This window comes from Pedobacter puniceum (genome assembly GCF_009674685.1).
Lineage (GTDB): Bacteria > Bacteroidota > Bacteroidia > Sphingobacteriales > Sphingobacteriaceae > Pseudopedobacter > Pseudopedobacter puniceum.
This window is the reverse complement of the sequence record NZ_WKJI01000006.1, coordinates 1-25448: the sequence shown is the minus strand read 5'-3', so window position 1 is coordinate 25448 and position 25448 is coordinate 1. Positions and strand designations below refer to the sequence as shown.

Annotated in this window: 21 protein-coding genes; all 21 read right to left on the bottom strand. The window is 31.4% G+C overall.

The features are described from left to right. Positions 1 to 31 precede the first annotated feature (31 nt). Positions 32 to 1021: an MraY family glycosyltransferase gene (locus GJJ64_RS15840; RefSeq protein ID WP_154288736.1), complete on the bottom strand. Its 990-nt coding sequence runs from the start codon at positions 1019 to 1021 to the stop codon at positions 32 to 34. A gap of 665 nt (positions 1022 to 1686) precedes the next feature. Continuing rightward, entirely contained in the window at positions 1687 to 1983 is a 297-nt protein-coding gene (locus GJJ64_RS15835; RefSeq protein WP_154288735.1) for a PH domain-containing protein, read from the bottom strand. Positions 1984 to 2301: 318 nt separating this feature from the next. After that, complete coding sequence (locus GJJ64_RS15830) at positions 2302 to 3498, bottom strand: ATP-binding protein (RefSeq protein WP_154288734.1); 1197 nt, start codon at positions 3496 to 3498, stop codon at positions 2302 to 2304. A 631-nt stretch (positions 3499 to 4129) separates the two neighbouring features. Beyond that, positions 4130 to 5020 (bottom strand): NAD-dependent epimerase/dehydratase family protein, encoded by an 891-nt coding sequence (locus GJJ64_RS15825; RefSeq protein WP_154288733.1) that lies wholly within the window; start codon positions 5018 to 5020, stop codon positions 4130 to 4132. Continuing rightward, entirely contained in the window at positions 5017 to 6219 is a 1203-nt protein-coding gene (locus GJJ64_RS15820; protein WP_154288732.1) for a glycosyltransferase family protein, read from the bottom strand. The genes GJJ64_RS15825 and GJJ64_RS15820 overlap by 4 nt, the downstream gene beginning before the upstream one ends. Continuing rightward, positions 6201 to 7250 (bottom strand): NAD-dependent epimerase/dehydratase family protein, encoded by a 1050-nt coding sequence (locus GJJ64_RS15815; protein ID WP_154288731.1) that lies wholly within the window; start codon positions 7248 to 7250, stop codon positions 6201 to 6203. The genes GJJ64_RS15820 and GJJ64_RS15815 overlap by 19 nt, the downstream gene beginning before the upstream one ends. Then, the gene (locus tag GJJ64_RS15810) at positions 7247 to 8329 is read right to left on the bottom strand and encodes a glycosyltransferase family 4 protein (protein ID WP_154288730.1); all 1083 of its coding nucleotides are present in this window, start codon (positions 8327 to 8329) and stop codon (positions 7247 to 7249) included. Before GJJ64_RS15810 ends, GJJ64_RS15815 begins: the two co-directional genes overlap by 4 nt. 35 nt (positions 8330 to 8364) lie before the next feature. Continuing rightward, the gene (locus GJJ64_RS15805; protein ID WP_154288729.1) at positions 8365 to 9369 is read right to left on the bottom strand and encodes a glycosyltransferase; all 1005 of its coding nucleotides are present in this window, start codon (positions 9367 to 9369) and stop codon (positions 8365 to 8367) included. Next, positions 9350 to 10453 (bottom strand): EpsG family protein, encoded by a 1104-nt coding sequence (locus tag GJJ64_RS15800; protein ID WP_154288728.1) that lies wholly within the window; start codon positions 10451 to 10453, stop codon positions 9350 to 9352. Before GJJ64_RS15800 ends, GJJ64_RS15805 begins: the two co-directional genes overlap by 20 nt. Positions 10454 to 10468: 15 nt before the next feature. Continuing rightward, positions 10469 to 11761, bottom strand: a complete 1293-nt coding sequence (locus GJJ64_RS15795) for a hypothetical protein (protein ID WP_154288727.1) — start codon at positions 11759 to 11761, stop codon at positions 10469 to 10471. Further along, positions 11761 to 12645 carry an alpha-1,2-fucosyltransferase gene (locus tag GJJ64_RS15790; protein ID WP_154288726.1) on the bottom strand — a complete coding sequence of 295 codons (885 nt, stop codon included), beginning with the start codon at positions 12643 to 12645 and terminating at the stop codon, positions 11761 to 11763. Before GJJ64_RS15790 ends, GJJ64_RS15795 begins: the two co-directional genes overlap by 1 nt. Positions 12646 to 12657: 12 nt before the next feature. Then, on the bottom strand, positions 12658 to 14187 hold the full coding sequence (locus tag GJJ64_RS15785; RefSeq protein ID WP_195759305.1) for a lipopolysaccharide biosynthesis protein: 1530 nt from the start codon (positions 14185 to 14187) through the stop codon (positions 12658 to 12660). A gap of 16 nt (positions 14188 to 14203) precedes the next feature. Further along, positions 14204 to 15382, bottom strand: coding sequence for a glycosyltransferase family 4 protein (locus tag GJJ64_RS15780; RefSeq protein WP_154288724.1), 1179 nt, complete (start codon positions 15380 to 15382; stop codon positions 14204 to 14206). A 37-nt stretch (positions 15383 to 15419) separates the two neighbouring features. After that, positions 15420 to 16442: a GDP-mannose 4,6-dehydratase gene (locus GJJ64_RS15775; protein ID WP_154288723.1), complete on the bottom strand. Its 1023-nt coding sequence runs from the start codon at positions 16440 to 16442 to the stop codon at positions 15420 to 15422. A gap of 3 nt (positions 16443 to 16445) precedes the next feature. After that, the gene (gene rfbH, locus GJJ64_RS15770; RefSeq protein WP_154288722.1) at positions 16446 to 17723 is read right to left on the bottom strand and encodes a lipopolysaccharide biosynthesis protein RfbH; all 1278 of its coding nucleotides are present in this window, start codon (positions 17721 to 17723) and stop codon (positions 16446 to 16448) included. 3 nt (positions 17724 to 17726) lie between these two features. Further along, positions 17727 to 18608, bottom strand: coding sequence for an NAD-dependent epimerase/dehydratase family protein (locus tag GJJ64_RS15765; protein ID WP_154288721.1), 882 nt, complete (start codon positions 18606 to 18608; stop codon positions 17727 to 17729). Then, positions 18596 to 19687 carry a CDP-glucose 4,6-dehydratase gene (gene rfbG / locus GJJ64_RS15760; RefSeq protein WP_154288720.1) on the bottom strand — a complete coding sequence of 364 codons (1092 nt, stop codon included), beginning with the start codon at positions 19685 to 19687 and terminating at the stop codon, positions 18596 to 18598. Before rfbG ends, GJJ64_RS15765 begins: the two co-directional genes overlap by 13 nt. A 1-nt stretch (position 19688) precedes the next feature. Next, a complete protein-coding gene (rfbF, locus tag GJJ64_RS15755; RefSeq protein WP_154288719.1) occupies positions 19689 to 20459 on the bottom strand; it encodes a glucose-1-phosphate cytidylyltransferase in 771 nt (256 codons plus the stop codon). Positions 20460 to 20465: 6 nt separating this feature from the next. After that, a complete protein-coding gene (locus tag GJJ64_RS15750) occupies positions 20466 to 21494 on the bottom strand; it encodes a flavin reductase family protein (protein ID WP_154288718.1) in 1029 nt (342 codons plus the stop codon). A 7-nt stretch (positions 21495 to 21501) separates the two neighbouring features. Continuing rightward, entirely contained in the window at positions 21502 to 22569 is a 1068-nt protein-coding gene (locus GJJ64_RS15745; RefSeq protein ID WP_154288717.1) for a Wzz/FepE/Etk N-terminal domain-containing protein, read from the bottom strand. A gap of 87 nt (positions 22570 to 22656) precedes the next feature. Beyond that, positions 22657 to 25161: an SLBB domain-containing protein gene (locus GJJ64_RS15740; RefSeq protein WP_154288716.1), complete on the bottom strand. Its 2505-nt coding sequence runs from the start codon at positions 25159 to 25161 to the stop codon at positions 22657 to 22659. Between the last annotated feature and the right edge of the window lie 287 nt (positions 25162 to 25448).

The window sequence follows — 25448 nt, the reverse complement described above, 5'->3', positions numbered from 1 at the left end:
TTTGTTTTTATTTAGTGGGAATTTAATTCCTCTAAGCATAGCTCTTAAACAAGCGCTCTTTTCCCTCAAGTCTTAATCTTATTAAGACGTAAGTTAAGATAATTACCACAAATAAGCCATATACCAAAATAGCATTTGCATAAAGTATTACGAAATTTAGTGCCAATTGTACCAATCCATAAGTTAAAGCTATAGAAATATGTGGAATCTTTTTCTCGTTAGCTAAGAATTGGTAGAAATGTGAACGGTGGGCTTCAAAAATATTCTCCTTTCTTAGCACTCTACAAAATATAGTAGCTACGGCATCTAAACCATAAATACCCAATAACAATATCCATTTAATGTCTTGAGTTAGGTAAATTAGTTGTGCTATAAAAAAACATAGGAATAAGGCTATACTAATACTTCCAACATCACCAGCAAAGGCTTTAGCTTTCTTTCTTAAATTAAAATAACCAAAAACGAGTAACGAAGCTCCTGTTACTACAAGTATCTGTGTATCAAGAATAATTATATCTTTTACTTCCTGTATCATGAAAAAGCTCCCTACGGCAACGAGAGAATATATGACGGTTATCCCATTTATGCCATCCATGAAATTATAGGCATTGATGACACCTATGATGATAATGAATACTAAAAGAATCAAGATTAAAGTTAAGGGCTCAGATATGACGTAGGAACTTATATCTTGATTGAACATCGTCTGATAAATCACCAACGATACAGATAGAAAATGTATGCTGATTCTTATTTTATTATTCAAGGTGATGATATCGTCTAGAAAGCTAATTAAAGCGATAGCAAATACAGCTAAAGCTAAATACCAATGAGTAGATTGATAAATCATTAAAGCAGTAATGACTGCCAAGGGAAAAATAATCCCTCCGCCTCTTAAAGTTATATGGCTATGAGAACTACGTTGATTAGGTTTATCAATGATATTATAACGGTCTGCTATTTTAAAATAAAGCAATTCTATTAGAAATAGGCAAATGATGGATATAACAAAGGTTAACATATTTGCAAAGATGCTAAATTGCTTTCAATTTGAATATGGGCAAATGAATTTCAATATAGGGAGCAAAAAACCAGCGTGGTACGTTTTGAGCAAAGCTTGATTATTAAAAGCAGTTTTTTTTAACCGCAGTGGGCGCAGTGTTCACAAATTTATATAATTTTTTCACTTAGCTTGATGTTATTTAGCGTACTATTTTGTTCTAACGAACCCAATGATTTATCTCTCGTAGAGACTACTTCATTCCTTGCTGTGACAAACTATCTTTTTGAATTCGTTTGCAACGAGTTCTTAACTTTGGTTGGCGATTGTATCGCTTTTTTATTAAACGCAGGTTTTTATTAACCGCAGAAGACATGGTATTCAAAGAAATTTACCTGATTTTATTTCCTAGCTGGATGTTGTTTAATACATCATTTTGTCATCACAAACTCAGTGATTTGTCTTTATAGAAAAGTTATAAAAGACTGCTTCATTCTTCGCAGTGACAAAAACCATGAGCAGATCCAAATGGGATGTCACCCCTGAACGGAGTCGAAGGGGGGAGGTATTACGGCTAATTCTTCAACTCCTTCAGGCTTAAAAGTTAGGCAACATTTGTCTTCAAGTTTCTATTGAATAGTCTTATCCTACGTTTATCTTACGTTGGTCTTACGTTAAAAGCATATCTAATCTTTAATGGATTCCATATAATCCTTAATGGCTTGGTGATAAACCAATTTACCGGGTGGAGTATGAGCAGCTACTTCTTTCTTCTTTTCAGGGTCTGCTAAAACTGATTGGGCATATTGTACAGCTTTTGAAAAGCTATTTTTTGCTTTTAACTGCTTTGAACTTGGAACCACTTCAGACATATCAGGGTAACGAGATACGAATGTTTTTTTGTTACGGGTTTTAAAAACAACTTGCTTATTGAGCGTACCGCTTAGCCCTTGTATAAGGATATTATTTTTTACTCTTGCCATAGGTCATTTATTTTATTATCTAAAATATTGAAACAGGATGTTTTTTACAAAAAATAAGAAAGTATTTAGGTATTTGCTTTTGGTCCAGCTTCGTTTAATACAACATGCTGCTTCGTTCTTCTTATTAAAACTACTTTCTTGAGCTCGTTTACAACGAGTTCTTACCATGGGGTGGTGATTGTATCGCCTTGATTATTATAAGCAGTTTTTTTTAACCGCAGAGATCGCATTAATCTTATGGGTTCAGCAGACTTAAAAAACACTTAACCCTAATAACGAAATATCCACTTTTTAGCATGCAACTTAACTAAATAAGCTTTAGTATAAGAAACCAAATAGCCACAGTGGAATTTTACGTCCAAAGCCATATTCTATATCATCGCAAACTACAAAAGCATCCTCTAAACCTTCAAGCTGCTTAAAGTCTTTATCTTTTCCTCCTATCTCAAAAGTATAGTGATTATTAACTTTAAAATCACCTCTATCCGTATAATTTAACTCATGTAAATAAGCTACTTGATTGATAAAAAAAGTTTCTCGCAAACTCCCTTTATTTACATGTTGCGGACTTATAGCAAAACTTAAATTGGTATTTTCTAGATATACTTTAGAAGGCTTTTGTAATAGACTTATTCCTTTAGCATCTTTAAAAAGATTTTTAGTTAGGTTAATTTCATCCAGATAGTGGAAATAACTCAGTAAGGTTGCCCTATTAATACCAATTCTTTCACTCAATTTACTTACATTAGGGATAAAAGGCACAGATTCAGCAATAATCATCAATAATTGTTTAATTTTTGAAATGTAGGCTATATCCATACCTCTTAGCAGAGGCAATTCTATTTCCAAAATCATATTGATGACTTCCCCTAACCTAGATGCATATAAATTAGGTTGTTCCTGATAAAAGGGATAATACCCTTGTCTAAGATAATCATCAAAATACTGGAAAGGTTTAATTTGGTTATTGATGATACTTGCTTCCTGAACATGATTTTCTAGAATACTTGCTAAAGTGAGTTTTTCAAATTTGATACTTGTCTCTAAAGCAATATACTCTCTAAAAGAAAAACCTTGCATCTGATATACAACTGCCCTTCGGCTTAAATCTGCCCTGGCATTTAAGATTTCAAGTAAAGATGAGCCTGTAAATACTACTTTAAGTAAAGGGTAATCGTCGTAAATATTCTTTAGCTCTTGCGCCCAGCCTTTATATTTATGAACTTCATCTAGAAATAGATATGCCCCTCCTTTTCTAACAAAGTCGGCCACCAAATCAGATAAAAGATGGTTATTAAACCAAATATCATCTAAGCTTACATATAAAGTTTGAGATAATTTATCCGATAGGTATAACTTTATATACTGTAGTAAAAGAGTTGTTTTACCAATCCCTCTTGCTCCTTTTATACCTATTAATCTAGCGTCCCAATCAATATCATCCATCATAGAGCGTATGTACGAAAGATTGGTATACCTTAACTTTTGTTGATATTTTTCAAATAAAAATTCCATTTGTTTATTACAATAAACAAAAATACAAAATATTGCTTATTAAAATAAACAATATTAAAAATTATTTCTGTAATCTTTGCTACTAAAACAGTTTTTTTGAAGTAAAGACCGCAGTATGCACAGAGATTTTTCAGGTTTTATTACCTAGCTGGATGTTGTTTAACACATCATTTTGTCATCACAAACTCAGTGATTTATCTTTATATAAAGGTTATAAAAGACTGCTTCATGCTTCGCAGTGACAAAAAATATGGGCAGATCTAAAGGGAATGTCACCCTGATTTCTATGATAACCAAAATGCTTCGACTCCGTTCAGCATGATACAAAAGCCAAGAGTGCTTAACATGGGTGGCGATTGTATCGCTTTTTTATTAAACGCAGATTTTTTCTAACCGCAGAGGGCGCAGTGTTCACAGAGTCCTAAAAGTCACTTTAATTAGCAGGAGCGGGCATTTAGTACCATTTTTTATAGCGAACCTATAAAGCTATTTTCTTTCAGGGATAAAGTAGCATCAACATAACTATAGCTTTAGTGTCTACTACGTTATTTAAAAAAATAAATTATCCTAACCCTGTAGATAGGCTGTTGGTAAGCTGTACCAAAGCACTAGGTAAAAAAACAGTGATTTCTTATTCTTTAAAAGAAAGTATAGTTTTTTGAAGTCCTTGTTTGGCAGAAACTGGAAATTCCTTTTTTAAAGCTTTTTTAATTTTTGCATTAGAAACCACATAGTTTTCGGTGAGCTTATTTAACCGCTCTAAGTTTAAAGGTAATTTAAGAACATCACTTAATTGAGCTATTCCTTTGATTAAACCCTTTGGGATAGTCCAAAGCTGAGGTTTTAAGTCTAAACATGAAGCTATGAGTGATACCAATTCATTAGTAGATAAACTTTCATCATCAGCTAGATTGTAAACACCAGAGGGAATATCTTGCACTAATAATTCTTTAACGACAAAACAAAAATTCTCTATATTTAGGAAAGATCGTCTATTCTCAAAAGCAGCTAAAGGATATGGAATTCCTTTACTCACAAATTTATAAAGCAAGTTTAAATTTCCCTTATTCCCCGGACCATGAATCATACAGGGTCTTAAAATATAATAAGATTTTCCTTCTGGCAATGGCTGGCTTTTAATATATTCCTCTGCCATTAACTTGGATTTACCATAATGAGTTTGAGGTGCAGGTTTAATCTCTTCTGTTAATACATCATTAACAGAATCTGCAACAGCCTTTACCGAACTGATATAAATAAACTTACGAGCATCTGATTTTAAAAAAGCATCATAAAGCTGCTTGGTTAACTCAAAGTTTGCCTCATAATAATCTTGGGGTTGAGAAACGTTTTTTAAATCATGGGCTTTACCTGCTAGGTGGATGATGGATTCTGTATTATCTAAATATATTTCTTGATTAGGGACGTATCTTATAGATTGTTTATAGATATCATAATCAACAAGATAATGTATAAGATTTTGGCCAGTGAAGCCGGAGGTGCCTGTGATGGTTAGTTTCATACATTATTTAATATTTCACTCCATTTCTCGCTTAAAATCTCAATATTGTGTTTTACTCTGACACCATTAAATGCATTTAATCTCTTCATTTCTAATAGCTCCCTTTCATTTATAATCTCTTTGAGGTGTAAATAAAACTCATTTGCAATTTCTAATTTATCTCGCTCTTTTTTAATTCTATCTATATAATTAGTGTCCTTGAGTTCAATATGGTTGTCATATACAGAATTATTAATCACCCAACCAGCATCTAAGTCTATTACTAATCTACTTAAATCTGACCAAATAGGACAAATAGCGAAAATTGACATACCGCCAGCCATCATGCCATAAGTTTTACTAGGTAAGCAAACACTTGCCCCACCAGGACTTAAAGAAACTAATCCAATATGAAAATTTTTTACATCCTCTCTCCACTGAGAGCTAGGTATTGCTGATATAATTTTAACTGAATAATTTTTTAAAGACTCTTCAAGGAAGCTCGCTTGCGCACCACTAACATAAAAGTTGAATTCTACATCATTTTGAATATCTGATTTTAGAACATACTTTACACACTCAATTATAGATTTGGCATCGTGTAAATGTCCAAGTTGACCTCCATAATGGATTATAACTTTTTCTGATTGAATTAGACTTGTTCTTTGATTATCATAAAGTGATAGGTCTGTTGAGATATCTATAACACTTGATTTTTTTGAATTTCCCCATCTTTGTTCAGCATGTTCTCTTAAAAACTTACCTAAAAACACTGTCGCTTCACATTTTTTTAAATTAGCGTAAGTAATAGAGCCTATAAACTTAGAAACCTTAGAATTAGATTTAATTGCACCAGCTATTTCTAATGCATCAGGAAACAAATCATAAAGCATATGAACGACCTTTATTGATTTAAAACCTAAAATAAAACGTAAAAGTATTGGAGCAAAAAAGGTATTGCTTGATATGACAAAAACGCTATTTTTAGAAGCCCTTAACCCTTTATAAATCAAAAAAATCGGATAAAAAATGTACATTTTTATCCTTAGCCAAATTTTTTTTAGTCCAGACGATTTAGCTAGTTTTCTATATTCTACTTCATTTATTAAGAAAATTGGTTCTACATCAAAACCTGCATACTTTATAGTTTTTGTTAAAAAGAAAAAATAATCTATACCTACACTGCTTCCAGTGTAAATTTTCAGTTTCTTTTTATCCATGATTGATATATTTCTTCAAATGTTTGTTGCAAAGATTTCGTGATATCCCAGTTTGGATAATGTGATTTCATCTTTCTAAGATCACTATAGTAACAAATATGATCACCTATTCTATTCGTTTCCTCATATTTATACTTCATTTGTTTTCCACTAATGCCTGAAATGATATCAAAAGCTTCAAGAATTGAGCAGGTATTATCTTTTCCTCCACCTAAATTATATACTTCTGCAATTCTTGGAGCATTAATAAATTCTTCTATAAATCTCGCAACATCATATGAGTGAATATTGTCTCTTACTTGTTTGCCCTTGTAGCCAAAAACTGTATATTCTTTCTCTTCGAGATTGCATTTAACTAAATAACTTAGAAATCCATGCAATTCAACACCAGTATGATTAGGACCAGTTAAGCACCCACCTCTTAAACAAGCTGTAGGCATGTTGAAGTATCTGCCATATTCTTGAACTGAAATATCTGCAGAAACTTTTGAGGCTCCAAAAAGTGAATGTTTTGTTTGATCAATCCTAAAATTCTCAGATATACCATGTTCATAATTTTTGTCCTTATAGTCAAATCTTTTATCTAACTCTAACATTTCTATTTCATTAGGCGCATCACCATAAACTTTGTTTGTTGACATGTGTACAAATGGTATTTCAGTATTATATTGTCTAGTCGCTTCTAACAAATTAAAGGTTCCAACTGCATTGGTATCAAAATCATCAAAAGGGATGGCTGCAGCTCTATCATGACTAGGTTGTGCTGCTGTATGAACAATAGCATTTGGTCTTACCTCTTGGATAAGATTTATCACATCTTTACGGTTTCTTATGTCTATCTCATGATGATGGAAATTTTTAAGTTCAGATTGTAGTTTATTTTGATTCCATCTAGTATCTCCATTTGGACCAAAAAAAATAGCTCTTTGATTATTATCAACACCATGAATTTCCCAGCCTAAGTTTGCAAAATGAATACAAACTTCTGAACCAATTAGACCTGATGAGCCTGTTACTAATAATTTTTTCATTTTATTTCAATCGATTTATATAATTCTAAAGTTTCATAAACAGTTTTTTCCCACGTAAAATTTTTGGCTTGTAATTTTCCTTTAGTAATCAATTCTTGGTTAAAACTTTCATTTGATAACCTTTGAACACCTTCGATGATATTAATTACCTGTGAATCTTTAATTAATACAGCGGCATCACCAGCAATTTCCTCTATACAAGAGTTTTTACATGCTACTACTGGACAACCAGCAGCCATTGCTTCTAATAAAGGTAGACCAAATCCCTCATAAGAGGATGGATAAACTAAGCACAAGGAAGTCTTATATAAACTAGCCATTTCAGCTGTTGACAAGTTTTTTTTAAAAGAATAACGTCCTGGAATATGCTTTTCTAAAAAAGATATATCTCCTTTAGACAGATTTCCTCCACCAGCAATGATTAAATTAATATCTTTTAATTCTTTAGTTGCTAAGACTACATTTTTAAAATTCTTATAGGGGTGCCTTCCCCCGACAAAAAGTAAATTTTTAGATTTAGGAATAGAGTTCTCTTGGGAAGTAAAGAAAATAGGATCTACGCCATTATAAATAACTCTAACTATTTTATTTGTAAGTAAATCTCCGTAATGATTTTTTAAATCGTTAAAGGTGTTTTTTGAAACACATATAATTGCATTTGCATTTTTAATTGCGATTTTTTTAAAAAATAAATGTACTATTCTCCTAATGCCTGATTGCATTATATGCTTTTCGTATCCTAAATCATGTATGGTGATAATTTTCGTGATATTTTTCTGAAAAGAATATCTATTGTACGTACTATGGTAAATTGACCATTTTGGCAATTTAATCAATAAGGGAGTAAATGGTAGGATTGCTTTAGGAAGTTTTAGTTCTTTTATGAATGGGATACCATCTTTTATGTTTGGAAAAATAAGATTATTAAATAAGTTATTAGAACCAATAAAACTTACTTTGATGTGGTTAATGTTTTTAATTCTATTAATGAGTTCACCAAAAACTATACTTATTCCTCCTATATTTTGTATTTCGAAAATACAAGTATCATAAAATATATTGATTTTATTTGTTTTCATTGTGGATTAAAATTGTTCAGGTAAAATTTCACTATTTACAGTAAAGATTTATAAACCTCTTCATATTGTTTACAAATTAATTCTACATTGTATTTCTTCGCATTTAGAATTCCTTTGTTTATTATACTTTCTCTGTATTCTTTATCATTTATTATTTTAATAATACCATTTTTTATTTCTTCAACATTATTTGGATTTACTAATAAGGCCGAATCATTCGCAATTTGGTTCATTGGAGAAATATTTGAGGTAATTATTGCCCTACCGGTAGCGTTAGCCTCAATAATAGGCATCCCAAAGCCTTCATACAATGAAACAAAAGCTACTATATCAGAGTTTTTGTACTCTTCGATTATCTCCCTATCACTTAAATCTTTTCTGATCTTGTAATTTATTTGATTTTTGTTAAGTAAAAGTTCAAGCTCTTTGTTGATTTGACCAACAATAATCAGCTGACATTTAATGTGTTTCACAGCTAAGATTAAGTTTTTAACATTCTTATTCCATGCAGTGCCAATTTGTAATATAGTAGGTTCTGATGTATTAAATTCTTTAATAGAGACACTAAAAGTTGAATCAACAGCATTAGGTATAACCAAGATTTCTTTTTTTTTAACAATTTTCTCTAGTCTTATCTTAGTCTCTTCGGAAATACAAACTATCTTGTTTACAAAAAGTAGAGGCAGTTTAAACCATAAAAACTTTATAATAAATCTCTTAATGGCACTATCATTAGTTTCATGTGCACTTAAATCATGAATTGTTAATACTGTTTTACAGCCTATTAAACCTAATGCACCATAATGAATGTCGCCAGTAATATGATTAATGCCTGTTTTATTTCTGTTATTAAAAATATAATATATGTTTTTAATAACACTAAATAAGTCCGCTTTATGGTGTGGCATCTCGAATTCTAATACATTTAAATCTTTTTTGAATTCTGTGATGAAAGTATTGGAGACCTTTGCAATACTATACCCTCCTTTTGAATTTCTATGGAAGTATGTTATGTTCATATTATCTTTCCATTGCATCATAAGTATCGTCTTCAAAAACTGAATTATATGGCCTAAATATATCCACGCCTAAATCAACTTTATAAAAGTTTATTGACTTTTGAATTGTTAAAAAACCATAGATAGCAATTAGTACAAACATAAGTTTTTTTGTGATGTCATTCTTGAAAATTGTAAGAATATAAGGTATGAGGAAAACCTCACCAATGTTGTAATACAAAATACCTCTAGAAACCACAATCTGAAGTAATGTATTATTAAACAAGATGTAAATTAATGTACCTACCAGATAAATATTAAAGAAAAAATCAAAATAAGTATCCCTGTTTTTTATTTGCTTATAGAAGATAATACCCAAAATTATCCATATTGATCTCTTTAGCAAGGCTAAAACAGTAAATACAATGTTAGTATCAAGAAACTGATTTTCTTTATAGAAAGATGCTTTATCTCCAATTGATTCGCTTAATAAGAAGAATATATTAAGAGGCAGCTTATTAATAATTCCAGAAACTGAGATTAGAAAAAATAATATAAGTAATGTTACTATATATTTCGTTTTTAGCTTTTTATGTAAAAAATAAGCAAATATAAATAGCAGTGCTGAAGAATGAAATAACAGTGCAATAAAGATGCATAATATGAAATAAATAAATTTCCTTTTAAAAATGAATTGATAAGAAAATATACATATAGCAAATGAGATATATTGTCTGTTCATTCCTAAGTAACCTAACATTAAGCAGTAGAATAGGAATATTGTTAATAAAGGATTAACAGCGTATTTTATAATAGACCTGCTGATTAAGATATACACAATTAAGGCATGTAAGATTAAAAAGGCAGAGTAATGGTCTGTTAAAGCCCTTACCAATTTACTCATGGTATTATACCCAATCTCAAATTTATCAGTGTTATTATCTAAGCAGTTTAGGAAGAAATCATGGTAAATTTTCCAATCTGTACCTACTCCCCATCTAAATCCATCATGAAAAATTAACCACAATATTGCAGTCAATATAAGCGCAAGTTTATAATTCCCTTTTTTTAAGAAGACATCATCAATTGCAAAAAAGAACAAAAGAAAAAAGGTGAATAAATACATTATGCTAATGGATGATTAGTTCCTTATTTTAAATTTTTTAAGATAATCTTCATCTATAAGGTACACATGATTTTCAGGTTTTGAATATAACCTCATTAAGCGAGTTAGAAGAAAGAATCTTTCTGGGCCAATTATCTTGAAGACGATTTTAAAGAGTTTATTAATCTTTATTGTCTTAGCTTCAGTATCTGAAACATTAGCTACATTGGTTTTATCTACTATTACCATTTTCTTATTAATTAAGCCGCTTTTTTTTAAAGCTTGATAAAATGGATTTTTAAAGTCGAATGGGTTAGTTTTTATCTTACCGTCTTCTAATAGTCTTCTATACAAACGTCTATAAGTTATAGAAACACCAGATAGGTTACTAAAAAAGTTGTATGAATACGTTAAATCGATGTACTTTGAAATATTACTTTTTCTTAGTTCAGTGGCATATTCTGAAAATGCAACATTAAAATCAGTAGGTAATTCTAAATTTTTTATATTACCTTGAATTAATTCATTATTTAAAAAAGCTTTATAATTAAATCCTGAAAAGTGAATAAATGTTAAAGGATATTGTCTTCCTATATCTTCTTTAAATCTATGTTTAATATTTAGTCTACCATCTTTTTCTACTATCAGTTGTCGTTCGTAAAAATTCCAAGGCGCAACATTAAGCCCTAAATCAGTTGATATTAGAAGTTCATCAGGAAAAAAAGAGGGTAAGAAATCCATCCATTTTTGATCGGTGAAATAATTCTCCATCACGTTTTGGTAACATCTATCCTTCAATCGCTCTGCCCACCAATCTAACATGATATTTGCAGTCTCATCATTTTTTAATCCTAAAAAACCAAGATTGAACATTCCAGAATATAGTAAGTTACGTTCGTTTAAACTCCCCGAGTAATTCTCTTCTATGGTGGTGATATGCGGTGTAACCATGATTGAATAATTATTCAATTGGTTAAAAATTATATCTAAAGAATTGAAAGTTAAAATATCGGGGTCAAAGTATATACAAACATCTGGATTAAATTCTTTAAAAATATACTTAAAACAGGAAGGTTTTATTGAAGTACAAAACTCAGTAAGGTCATATTTAAAAGCCATTTCATGCCATTGTTGAGTAGGTATGGCTAAAACATCTTTTGAAATAATCACATTTTCTGGAAGGTTAGTTAAACCATCGGAACTCGAGATTTCGTCTGCAACAAAAATTAAAAACTCAACGTCTTCGCTATGTTTTTTGATTGAACTTTCCAATGTTTGGGCAAGTCCGATATAATTTTTAGCACAAATAGTAAATGCAATTTTTTTCATCAAGGCTGCGTAGTGTTAATTTTTATCCAACTTTCTGGATATATAGTATTAGAAGTATCAGTTAGTAAAAACCTGTCAGGACAAATAACTGTTTTATTTTCATTCCGATTTAACCAAGCTCCCCACCAACTAAAGGTACTATTTGCAATAATATTATGCTTACAAATTGACATCAAGAACATATCTTTCCAAGAATTTGACCCAATATTATTGCCAATAAAAGTAGCGTTTTTAAAACGAAGATTGCTCTTTGACCAATCTAAGTCATTAGAAAAAACAAAAAAATGAGCGTCTTCAAATTTTGTTTCCATCATATCAATTGCTTTTTGATAGTATGCTTGAGTACAAACCCCACCAAATAAATTGATATTATCTTTATTCAAAAAATCGCCTCTTCTTATATGTATAGCTATACTATTATTTTGTTTAATACTTTGAATATATTTTTTATTTAATTCATCTTGAGGTACATTAAATTGAAATGATTTAAATAGTTGATTAGTTATATTTTCGAAATATTTTTCTGAGTGCCATCCACCAAAATAATAATTAATCCCTGGCGCTTGTTTAAGGAATTCTTTTTTGAAGGTATAATCATAATTCTCTCTTATTATTTTACAACCTAACAGCGAAAGCACATTCTTAATAGGCGCAAATATTAGCTTATATTTTTCTGTGATTAATAACCTGAAAATAATATAAAGAGCCCTTTCTTTAAGTGAAGAGTTGATATTTAAGTTAAAGGCCTTATTTAACTCAAAACCATTATGCTCATTGCAAAATATAAGTAATCTGGTAGATTTATTGATTTCCCTCTTTTGCAAGTAGAACGCATATTGTGACATTTGATTTCCTAGTCCATTTATTAATACTACTAAATCCATTCCAGCTAATAATTACGGATTAAATCTATATACTTTTCTCAAAAATGTTTTCTTCAGAATATTATAAATCATTTTTCTTATATCACTAAAAAACAGTAAAATAATAGTACCATTCAATGTTCCAACTAATAAAGAAAAGGTAGCAAATAATATCCAATTATTAATTTGTGGTAAAATATTTACCCAAATTATAGTAGTTATGGACATAGTGAAAATTAAACTAGCACCTGAAAAAACAAAACCTATTACCTCTTTTCCTTCCATTTCAAGCTTTTTGATAATTAACTTGTTTAAAAAATATCCTAACAATATTGTTGTAGATAAGAATTCAGCTATAGGTAATGAAATATATCCTATGTGATGTATTAGAACTAAAATGATAACTAATCGTAAGATACCACCAATTACATCATACATGATAGTTTTTCCGAAGATTCCTAAAGCGTATAGATTGACGCTTAAGAAATTAAAACGGGTGTAAAACAACATATTCACACATAATAGTAATGATAAAAGAAGACCTCCATACTTGTCTGTTCCTAATAGTAAGGTAACAAAGCTGGCATTAAAAATAAAGCTAAGAGATAAAATAAGTACAGAAAAAGCATTGAACGCAAAAAATATTCTGGTTATACTATTTTTAATTGATGTTTTATCTCCTTCACCCACAATTTGTGAAATACTTGAAAATATTGATGAACCAACTGGCGCTAAAAATGAATCACAGACTTGATATATTCTACTAGTAATAAAGAAAACAGCAGATGCTGTTGGGTTGATGAAATTAGTAATAATTAGTAATTGGCTATTAGTAACTAAAGATTTAGCAACCCCTCCCCCAAACATAGGCAGAATAGAGTTTAAGAGCTCTTTTATGATAGATTTATTAATTTGAATACTTGGTATTTGTTTTTCTCTATGAAACTTTATTAAAACACTAATAAGAATGATAATTCCTACTAAACCTTTAACTAATGCTCCTAAAGGTATAGCTATTACTCCTAAACCGAGTTTTAGTCCTATTAATGTTGAACTTATTCCTAATATAATCGAAACTATGTTTGAAAGACCACAGACATTTACCTTTAACATAGCTTGAAAAACAGCAGATATATTATGGTAAACAATATTTAATCCTGCACCTATTGCAGATAATAAAAAGGCGTATTGAATATTTCTATATTCATTTGGTTCTGCTTTTACCCAATTTGATATAAAAGGTGTAAAAATAAGTCCTATTAAAACTAATAAACTAAATATAGAAAGAGAAATAATGAGACCAGAACCTAAAATCCTACCAAATTCTGTCATTTTGTTTTTTACATAACAATTAGATAGTTTTTGTGTCAAAACAAAGGATGCTCCGCCCTCTAATAATCCCAACATTCCAATAATGTTTCCAGAAGACAAATAAGAACCATATGTCCCAACTGAAAAATATGTTAAGTATAATGGCACTAATATTAAGCCGTTGATAATTACAAATGAGACATTCGCATAATTATACAAAAGGTTTAGTAAGGATGATCTAGTTTTTGACAACGTAGGCATTTTAATATTATTGAGCAGTGTAACATTCCATTAATTGTGTATACAATTTGCTAGGATTATTAATTTCTAATAATGTTACATTACCATTCTCTTCTAATATTGCTCTTAATTCATCATTTTTATCAATCTCAATAATAGCGTTAACAAATGAATCCAAATCATATGGTTTAATTACCATTGCATTTAGTCTGTTTTTAAAAATTTCTTTATGAGCTCCTACATTAAACAGAATTACAGCTTTTTTAATTTGTAGTGCTTCCCATAATGCATACTCTATAGTTGTAGACCATAAAGATGGTAATAAAACAGCCTTTGAATTAATAATAGCATCCGCTAAACCATTTTTCCAATTAACGCCATTTATTATTTCTACATTATTTAATGAGGTAAAATTTTTAGGCAGTGGTTCCATAGGATAGATTCTAAGTCTTTGTTCAGGTAATTTTTTAAATACTTCTATTAAAACTGTTAAACCTTTGTGAGAATTAGCTTGACCATAAAAAATGAAATAGTCATCCGTCTTTTCACCATTTTTATCTAAAAAGGTATAATCAAAAGGAACCGGAAATCTAAATATATTTGATTTTTTTACACCATACTTATTTAAAATTTCGTCGAATTCAACATTAGTTGACAAAAATAAATTTGCTTTTAATGCATTTCTGTGTACTGCCCATTTTTCAAACAAGCTAGGAATTCCTCTTATCGATATACATCTTTTAGATATAGCATTAAAATAATTACCGCTTGCACATAATGTGCATTGTTTCCCATTTCTAAAACCAAAACCCTGAGAACAGTAAAAATGCATCGTCCAAGGCTGCATTACAACTTGTGCTTTAGTTTTTGTTGCGAGACTAATAAATTTGGAAGGTTTATTGTGATCTAAAGATGCAAAATGAATGGCGTCTGGTTTAAAAGTATTAAGTAAGTTACTAAACTTATTTATTTCTTCAGTATTATAAATGAACCTTAAAATTCTATAAATGATTTTCTTTCTTACAGGTAAGAATTCAACATCATTTTCTTTATAAAAGGATCCCAAATTATAATCATCTCGTTTTTCTGATAATACAACTATTTTAACAATATTATCATGTTGCTTTAATAATTTTGTTATGTATCGAACAACTCTCCCTCCTGATTCGTATAAATGAGATGATTCGCAAACTAATAAAATTCTCATGCTTTAATTTTTAAAATATTAAATCGATATAAGAATTTTAATCTAATAATTTGACCCATTCAATCATTTGATTAACTCCTTCTTCTCTATTTATCACTGGTTTCCAACCAAATATATCCTCTGATCTATTAATATTAGCAACATAAACCTTTTGGTCACTCTTTCTCCAAGGTAGTTTAATAAATTCCATTTGAATGTCTAATTTATGCTCTAAATGCTTAAATAATTCAATTAATGAAAGACTATTATTCATACCCCCACCTATATTAAAAGCCTTACCTTTAGTTTGTTGTATATTATTAATTGCTGAGAAATAACATTTAATCAAATCGTCAGCAAAAAGCACATCTCTTACTTGTTTACCAGAGCCTGAGATAGTAAATGGATCTTTTAATTTTCCATTTTTAATGTCTAAGGCTTGTTTTATAAACCAACCAATCCATCCTTGGTCTACAGTAGCAAATTGACGCCCTCCAAAAATGGACGAATGTCTAAAGACAACCGTTTTTAAATCAAACATTTTAGCATAATCAAGCATATATTGATCTGTTGCTCCTTTAGAACATCCATAAGGCGATTGAAAATCAAGTGGAATTTTCTCATCAAAACCATTTTCATATCCTACTGCATGATATCTTGTTGTTGTCTCTTCATATTCAAGCCATTCTAAATCTCCATATACTTTATTAGTAGAAGAATATGTTACAATAGCTTCAGGCACAAATTTTCTAACCGCCTCAAGCACATTAATGCCACCAACTACATTAACTTCAAAGTCAAATCTTGGATTCACTAACGAAGTAGTCATTGCAACCTGACCAGCTAGATGAAAAATCACATCTGGTTTAGAATCTCTTATGGCATATTCAACATCATTATAAGAACGTATGTCTGAGTGATAAAATTTGAATTTCCCTAATGACTGTAACCATATTAAATTCTGTTCCGTCCCTGTTCTGTATAAGTTATCAAAAACAAATAACTCATCTCCTCTTCTTAGGACCTCCGCAGCAAGATTCGAGCCTAAAAACCCACAACCTCCGGTTATTAAATATCTCATATGTTAAGAGTTTATATAATTTCTAATTACTTCGGCTATGTATTCGTAATGACTTTCATCTAGGCCTGGCCAAACCCCAAGCCAAAATGAATTATTCATAATGATGTCGGTATTTTTTAAATCGCCTACTACTCTATACAGTATGTTGGCATAGGCAGGTTGTCTTAATAAATTCCCAGCAAACAATAATCTTGTACCAATTTTCTTCCCTTCTAAATGTTGTACCAACATGTGTCTATCTGCTGCATCACCTTCTCTTAAGGTAAGTAAGAAACCAAACCATGATGGATTAGAATTAGGCGTAGGTTCAGGGAGAATAAAAATATCTTCAAATTCTTTCATTCTTTCATAAAGTGCATTAAAATTGACTCTACGTTTTTCTATAAAACGGTCTAATTTTTTAAGCTGAGACACTCCTAAAGCAGCTTGCATATCTGTTACTTTTAGGTTAAAACCTATATGAGAGTAGGTGTATTTATGGTCGTAACCATAAGGTAATGACCCTAATTGCTGCCCAAAACGACATCCACATGTATTATCCTTACCTGGTTCACAATAGCAATCACGTCCCCAATCCCTAAAACTTTCAGCTATTTTTGCCAATTCTGGATTATTTACCACTACTGCGCCTCCTTCGCCCATGGTCATGTGGTGTGCTGGGTAAAATGAGAATGTAGATAAATCACCAAAAGTACCCGTCTTTTGACCATTATAAGTTGCGCCTAAAGAATCACAATCGTCTTCCACTACCCAAAGGTTATATTTTTTGGCAACTTTCATTACTTCGTCCAAATCAAATGGATTTCCCAATGAATGAGCAATCATAATCGCTTTTGTTTTAGGAGAAACGGCTAATTCAATTTGATTTGACATTACGTTATGGGTAGCAATATCCACATCAACAAATACAGGAATTGCGCCAAATTGAATTATCGGATTTACGGTTGTTGGGAAGCCTGCTGCTACTGTAATTACCTCATCTCCAGGCTTAATGGCTCTATCTCCTAATTTTGGTGAGGTTAATGCATAAAAAGCAACTAAATTAGCGGATGAGCCTGAGTTTACTAATAAGGCTTTTGGTGCGTTAAAGTATTTTGCAAATTCATACTCAAATTGGTTAGAAAAACGACCAGCCGTTAACCAACCATCTGCGACAGATTCCATACATAGCAGTAGGTCATCTTCTTCAATTATTTTACCTGTTACTGGAATGTAATCTTTACCAGCTACAGGTGTTCTAAATGTTTTTAAGTTAATCTCCTTATTATTAATTATTATCATAACTTATTTAGTTTCCAATTCTATTGTTTTAATTATTCCTTGTTCAAAAGAAAACATAGGTTGCCATCCTAATTTCATCAATAATGTAATGTCAGCACATGATTTCATGATTTCGTTAGGCCTCATTGGTATTGCTCCGAAATTTAATTGCTTATCTAGATTATTTGTAATACTCTGCACCTCTTTAATGATATCTTTAAGCATTATTGCTTTTCCAGAACCTACGGGTATGTTCACAAATCCTTTAAATTCTTGTATTTTATTTATAATGGCTGCATAAGCACTTACCACATCATCTATATAAATAAAATCTCTTAATGAAGTAGCATCAGTAAAGTCGATTTTATTTTTTTTTGATTTTAATTCATCTAGTAAAAAAGTAATAAACTTAGTTTTATCATCATTTGGACCATAAAAATATTCTAATTGAATATTAATAATATTTATTTCTAAGGAAAGCGTTTCTAGCCATTCTAGGAATTGCTTTTTTGATCTAGAATAGGTATTAAGCTCCTTAGGTAAAGAGGTATCTGTATTGATAAAGTATTTTACTTTATGATTTAATGCCGCATCAAGTAATTTTATCGGAAAATATAAATTTGCTTCTATTACGGAACTTAAGCTTTCTCCTTTACGCCCATAATTTGCTGCAGTGTGTATTATGATATCTATTTGATTTTCTTTAAAAATTGTTTCAAAATCTGCTGAACCTATTTTATAAACTTTACACTTATTTGTATTTGGTAAAGAATCCAAATAAGTAAGATTTGAATTTTCTCTTACTAAAAGAATAAGTTTATAATTAGCACTAAGTAAAAACTTAACTAGATTTTTACCCAAGTAACCACTTGCTCCTGTTATAAGAATATTTTCTAAAGGGCCCATTTAAGATTTCTAAGTTTTGCCTTATTTGTATAATCTTTTATTTGTTTTAACCTAGCTTCATATACATGAACTTGTTTATGAATATCATCTTTATAACCATCCAAAGTAAAAGCCACTGTTTCCTTAAAGTTAAGTACAGGCTTCCATTTTAAAAACTCAATAGCTTTAGAGATATCTAATTTTAATAAAATAGCTTCATGAGGTTTTTCAAGATTTTCAGGTATAGTGTAACCGCCTTGTTGGTCTAATTTTAATAGCTCATCAATTAGATTTTTTACAGAATAATGAGTCATGTCTTCTGGCCCAAAATTCCAGCCTCCACTAAAACCTTTACCTTTTTGATAAAGCTCTGCACCTAAGGCTAAGTATCCACTTAAAGGCTCCAAAACGTGTTGCCATGGTCGGGTAGCAAAAGGGTTTCTAATTTCTAATTTCTGATTGTTTTTGTAGGCTCTAAAATAATCAGGGATGATTCTATCAGCGGCCCAATCTCCGCCCCCTATCACATTACCAGCTCTTGCAGATGCAATATTACAAGTTCCTTCTAATTTGAAGAAAGACTCTAAGTAGGCTGTAGTTATTAATTCTGAACAACCTTTGGAAGCACTATAGGGATCTTTACCCCCCATAGGATCATTTTCTCTATAACCCCAAACCCATTCTTTATTATCATAACATTTATCTGTTGTGACATTAACCGCAACCTTAACTGATGGAGTAGCTCTTACCGCTTCCCAAAAGTTTACCGTACCCATTAAATTGGTATTAAAAGTATTTAATGGATCGTGGTAAGAAAGTAAAACTAATGGCTGCGCAGCTAAATGAAAAGCAAAATCTGGTTGGACTTCTTTAAAATAAGCTGTTAATTCCTCCCAGTTTCTAACATCACCCACTCTATGGTTTATTTGTTCTTCTAACTTACAGATAACAAAATTATCCATATCAGAGTAAGGAGCTAAGGCATATCCATACACATCCGCACCAAGTTCTTTTAACCAAATAGCTAACCATGAGCCTTTAAAACCTGTATGACCAGTGATTAATACTTTTTTATCTTTGTAGATGTTTTCAAAACTCATTTTACCAGATTTTCCACTTTGCTTTGTTGTTAGACCAATCTTCTTCTAATTCATGTTTATCTCTTAGTGTATCCATAGGCTTCCAAAAACCCGAATGGTTAAAAGCCTTCATTTCACCATCGGCAGCAATATTTTCCATAGGTTCTTTTTCAAAAATGGTTGTATCTCTTTTTATATAGTCAAAAACTTTTGGTTGACAAACAAAAAATCCCCCATTAATCCAAGCTCCATCTCCTTTTGGCTTTTCTAGAAAAGATTGGACTGTTTGGTTTTCTGATAAGTTTAATGCTCCAAATCTTCCGGATGGTTGTACTGCTGTTACTGTACATAATTTACCATGAGATTGGTGGAAGTTTACAAGCTCTTTAATATTGACATCACTAACACCGTCACCGTAAGTAACCATAAAAGGCTCATTACCAACGTGTGGTTGTACTCTTTTAATTCTACCACCTGTCATAGAATCGTTGCCTGTATCTACTAACGTAATCTTCCAGGGTTCGGCTTGTGAATCATGAACTTTTAAAGAGTTGTTAGATAAGTCTATAGTTACGTCTGATTTATGGAGAAAATAATTGGCAAAATACTCTTTAACCACATAACCTTTATAACCTAAACAAATGATAAAATCGTTGTACCCATAAGAAGAGTAAATCTTCATAATGTGCCATAAAATTGGCATTCCACCTATTTCTACCATAGGTTTTGGTTTTAGCACTGTTTCTTCAGATAATCTGGTACCTAAACCACCAGCTAAGATGACTACTTTCATTTGATTTTAAATTTCGAGATAAACTTCATTATTTAATGGATGAGAACAGCATAATAAATATTCGTTATTGTGTAAATCCTCACGATTTTCTGTCAACCCAATCATCTTAACCTCTCCAGACTGTAGTATTGCTTTACACGTACTACAACTCCCTGTCTGACATGAATAAGGTAGTTCTATTTCATTATCTAAAGCTGCCTCCAAAATAGACTTTCCTTTAGGAACTTCTATATTATGTTCTGTATTTTGGAATCTTATTCTAATATTTCTATCCTCTATTTCTTTAAAATCCTCAGGACTTTTTATTAGCTCAAAATCCTCAGATAATATCTGATTTTCGTTTATTTGTAATATTTTTAAGAACTCTTTAACAGATTTTTTAAGCCCTGATGGCCCACAAATAAAATGGAGACCATTTGATAATTCGTTTTTAGTGAATTTATCAATAATTAATTCTGGATTTACCCTGCCTTTTATAATTCCTGTATTTTCATTTTGAGTTAATTCTGAATGAAAATGCCAAACTTTAAATCGTTCTGGAAAATCTAAACCTAATTGTTCAATTAAATCATAAAATATAGTCGTATTAAGATTTTTATTTCCATAAATGAGATTGACTTTAGTATAAGATTTAAGGTAAAGAATATATTTTGCTATAGAAATTAAAGGAGTAATACCACTTCCAGCTCCCCATAAAAATACAGATTCATGGTTATGATTCTCTGGTAATACGAAATTACCCATTGGCGGCATTACCTCAACTACATCATCAATTTTTAAATAGTCATTGATGTAATTAGAAACGATGCCATTTGGAACTCTTTTTACTGTTATCTCTAAATGGGTATCAACATTTGTAGTAGATGAGAAAGAATAAGGACGAATATATCTACGGCCATTAATTTTAAGTATCAAAGTAATGTATTCACCTGCTATATATTTTATCTTTTTCAAAGCAGGTTGTTTAAAACTAATGGTTATAGTATCATCAGTTTCTTTTTTGATTGCAACAATCTTTAAGGTGTAGGTCTTCATATCAAATCTAAATGGAATTTCTGAAAACACTTTTAACTATTAGAAATAGTGTTGTTAAAAACCCCAAAAAAATTCCACCAAAAAAAATTCCTTTAGCCTTCCCAACTTTATCCACCTTTAAAGGAAAAACAGGCTCATCAATCACCTGTATCAGTGGTTTTTCCTTTCTTAAAGTTATTTTAGAAAGTTCCAAATTCTTCACTAATTCCTCATAAACTGCCCCAGCTGCCTGTACATCCACCTGTCTTTTTTGCGAACCCACTCTTAATGTCTGGAAAGCAGGATTAGCATTAGGATTAGCATCTATTTCAGAAGCAACACCACCAATACTTTTATTCAGTACCCTTCTTACACTATCTGTTTGATATTGTAAAATAGCAACATTTTCCATCGATTTTTTAGTCTTCGTTCCTACATAAAACTGGTTTACCTTGGCTACAATATTATCAGCAAAAGATTTAGCAAATAGCTCATCTTTAGATTTTACATCGACTTTAATAATAGAAAGTTTTTTATCAGGCTTTGCAACTTGAAGTATACTTCCATTTATTTCTTCCACAATCTTCCCCATTATAGAATCTCTTAATCTATTGTAGCCTTTTACATCAACAGAAAATTTAAGATTCACTAATTCGGGCTTTTCCTGCCAATCCTCTCTTAACTTATTAAATTCAATATACCTATCAATCAGCAATTGTTGTTTCCCTGCAAAAGTATCCTGGCTTAATAAAGTCTCTTGTATCATTTTCCGAGACTTATACAATTCAATAATATTGTCTCCCTTAAAAATACCTCCACCGCCACCTCCTAAATCAATACCCACCATAGAAGCTATACCTGCATAAGCACCTAAGCCGCCACTGCTTTCGCCTTCTTCCAAAACAAAAGTCGTAGTAGCAGTATAAACTGGCTTTTTAATAAAAGCATAAACTAAACCTAAAGCTCCGCCTAATATACCTGCTATTAAAATGGTTCTCCATTTTGTTAAAAGATATTGATACCATTCTTTTAATTTAAGAATGAGCTCTTTTAAGGAGATTTCGTCTTCTGCTGTATTGAGTTTTTCTTCTGCCATATTTGGCTTTTTTTATTTTTATATTATTTAATTTTCGACTCTTAACTTCCGACAAGCAAATACTAGGTGTGATATTATAGCTTAAATTTATTTTATTAAATTCATTACCCCTAGTATAATAGCTCCAAATGAAGCTAAACCTGAAATAATACCTACCGTTTCTGCAGGGGTAAGCTTACGCTTTTCTTCTGCTTTAGGTACAAATATTTCTGCACCTGTTTTTACTAATGGATAGTTGTTAAAGAATAAAAATCTTTTAGTACTTCTTACAGAACCATTGGCATAAATGATATAAGAACCTTTTCTTAGCGCATTTTGTGAAAAGCCACCTGCGTTATTTACATATTGCTTAAAGCCTCTTGATTTAGTATAAATAACAGTATTCGGGGATAATACTTCACCGCTTACTTTTACGGTTTGTAATTCCTTAGGAATGGAGATTATATCACCTTCTTCTAAAAATAAATCATCTCTTTTTCCAGGCTTATCTAATATATTTTCAAGATTTATGCCCACGAAATTATTCCTGGCTACTTTATTTTCTAATTCTACAGCAGTACTATCCTTAGCTTCTTTTTGTACCTTTTTAAATTGTAATAGCTTTTGGTCTTCCTTTTCCTTATCTAATTGGGTATCCATTCTGCCTTCTCTTTTTAAAGAAGCCCCTTCTGCATAGGCTAACTCCGTTAAACCACCAGCTCTGGTGATTAAATCTGAAATACGTTCATCTTTACGGGTAATGCTGTATATTCCTGGATATAAGACTTCCCCTTCTATACGTACTTGCTTTTGTATTTCATATCCTGGTAAAGAACGTACCGTGATGATATCAAATGGTTTCAGGATAAATTTGGCAGCTACTAAACTCAGATTTCTATTCACCTCTACTTGGAATACTTCTGCTGTTTTAGCTGATGCAGATGCTGCCGCTTCTCCATTATTAACAACTCTTCTAGAAATTTCTATTCTTTGTGGACTAGCGGATTCTTTAAAGCCTCCAGCTTGAATGATTAAATCTTCTAAACTCATATTCTCTGCGTAGGGAAAAGAACCTGGTCTTCTGATTTCACCATCTATACTCACCGCATATTCTTCTCTTAGCTCAAAAATGGAAGAAACATTAATAACATCCTCTCTTCTAAGGGTGATATCTGCAGCTTTGCCATTCATAACCTTTCCTAAATCAAATGACAATAGCTCTGTTTGATTATTCGGTAATAGTCTGGTAATGTAAGCTCTATTAATAAAAGCCTCTTCTTTTAAACCTTCCGCCTTCTCTACCAATTGTTTTAATGTTAAACCTGATGTTAGCTCGTACTCTCCTGGCCTAAAAACTGCTCCAACAATAGAAACTCTATTTTCAAAACGATCTAATATCTCATTCACAAAATATTTATCTCCACTTTCTGGTTGGTAAGTAGCAAAGGCGTCAGCAACTACATCTGCTATTTTACGCTCTGTGGCTGTATTTTTTAAGACTTTGATTCTAGCTTGATAAGCCCTTTCAGTAAACCCACCTGCAAAGTTTAATAAGTCTTTTAAATCTTCACCGTTTTTCATCTCAAAAATAGCTGGGCGTTTAACTTCACCCACAATTTCAACTCTTTTTTGATAAGTAGGTACTCGGATAATATCCTGATCTTGCAAGCGGATATTGTTTTTTAAATCTCCTCTCAACAAGAAATCATAAACATCTAATGTGCCTACCTTTCTTCCGTTTCTGATAATTTCAATATTTCTGAAAGAACCATTATCTGTTGGTCCGCCAGATGAATATAAAGCATTAAAAACTGTTGCTAAAGATGGTAAAGTATAGGTTCCTGGTTTGGTAACTTCGCCTGTTAAGATAACTTTAATACTTCTGATATTACCAATAGCAACGCTTAGCTTAGTATTACCTGTTTGTAAACCACTATAAATAGGAGAAAGTTTATTTCTTATTCTTGAAGTAGCGGCTTCTACCGTTAAACCACCAACTTGTACTATACCTGCATAAGGAATATTGATAGTACCTTCTGGACTTACCGTTAATTGATAGCTAACTTCAGAATAACCATAAATATCAATTAATAATTGATCGGCAGTACCAATCACATAATTTAAAGGCGTAGCTAATCTCAAGTTAGGCTCAAAAGTAGTTGCAGCATTGGAAAATAACTCTTTACCAAATATCTTAGATTTTAAAGCTTGCAAGGCAGCGTCTGCCTCCGTTTCTGTTTTTTTATCATCTGAATTAGCAATTTCTTCTACTTCGCCTTCAAAACTTCTACTTCTGCTACCATCTTTTCCTTTTACTGTCGCATCTTTAGTACCAGTTGCTGAACTTTTACTCTTTAAAGCTTCTACCCTAGCCCTTAGCTTTTGGATTTCTGATGGTTGCATACCACGGGCTGCCGCCATTTGCTCTAACTGCGCCTCCGATAATCCAGATGACTCTACCTGTTTGATAATTTGCTTGATTTGTTCATCTGTTAACTCATCTACACGAACATTAGAAAAATTTTGTTGTGTGATATTTTGTGCTAAAGATGGCAGAGCGTTAAATGATAGAATAATGAGAATGAAGTATAAATATATATTCTTGATATTCATGTAGTATTTTTCTTTTAAGCTTTGCAAAATTATCAATTTGTTTATTTTATTTTTTATAATTATCCTAAACTTGATTTTGTCATGCGAAGTCGAAGCATTTATTACCCTTCGACTCCGCTCAGGGTGACATTCTCTTCGACTCCGCTCAGGGTGACATTCTCTTCGACTCCTAGCCTACCGGACAGGCAGGCACTCAGGATGACATCCCCTTCGATTCCCACTTCGACTCTGCCCAGTGTGACAGTATTTTGTCATGCTGAGCGGAGTCGAAGCATTTTTTTGAGTTC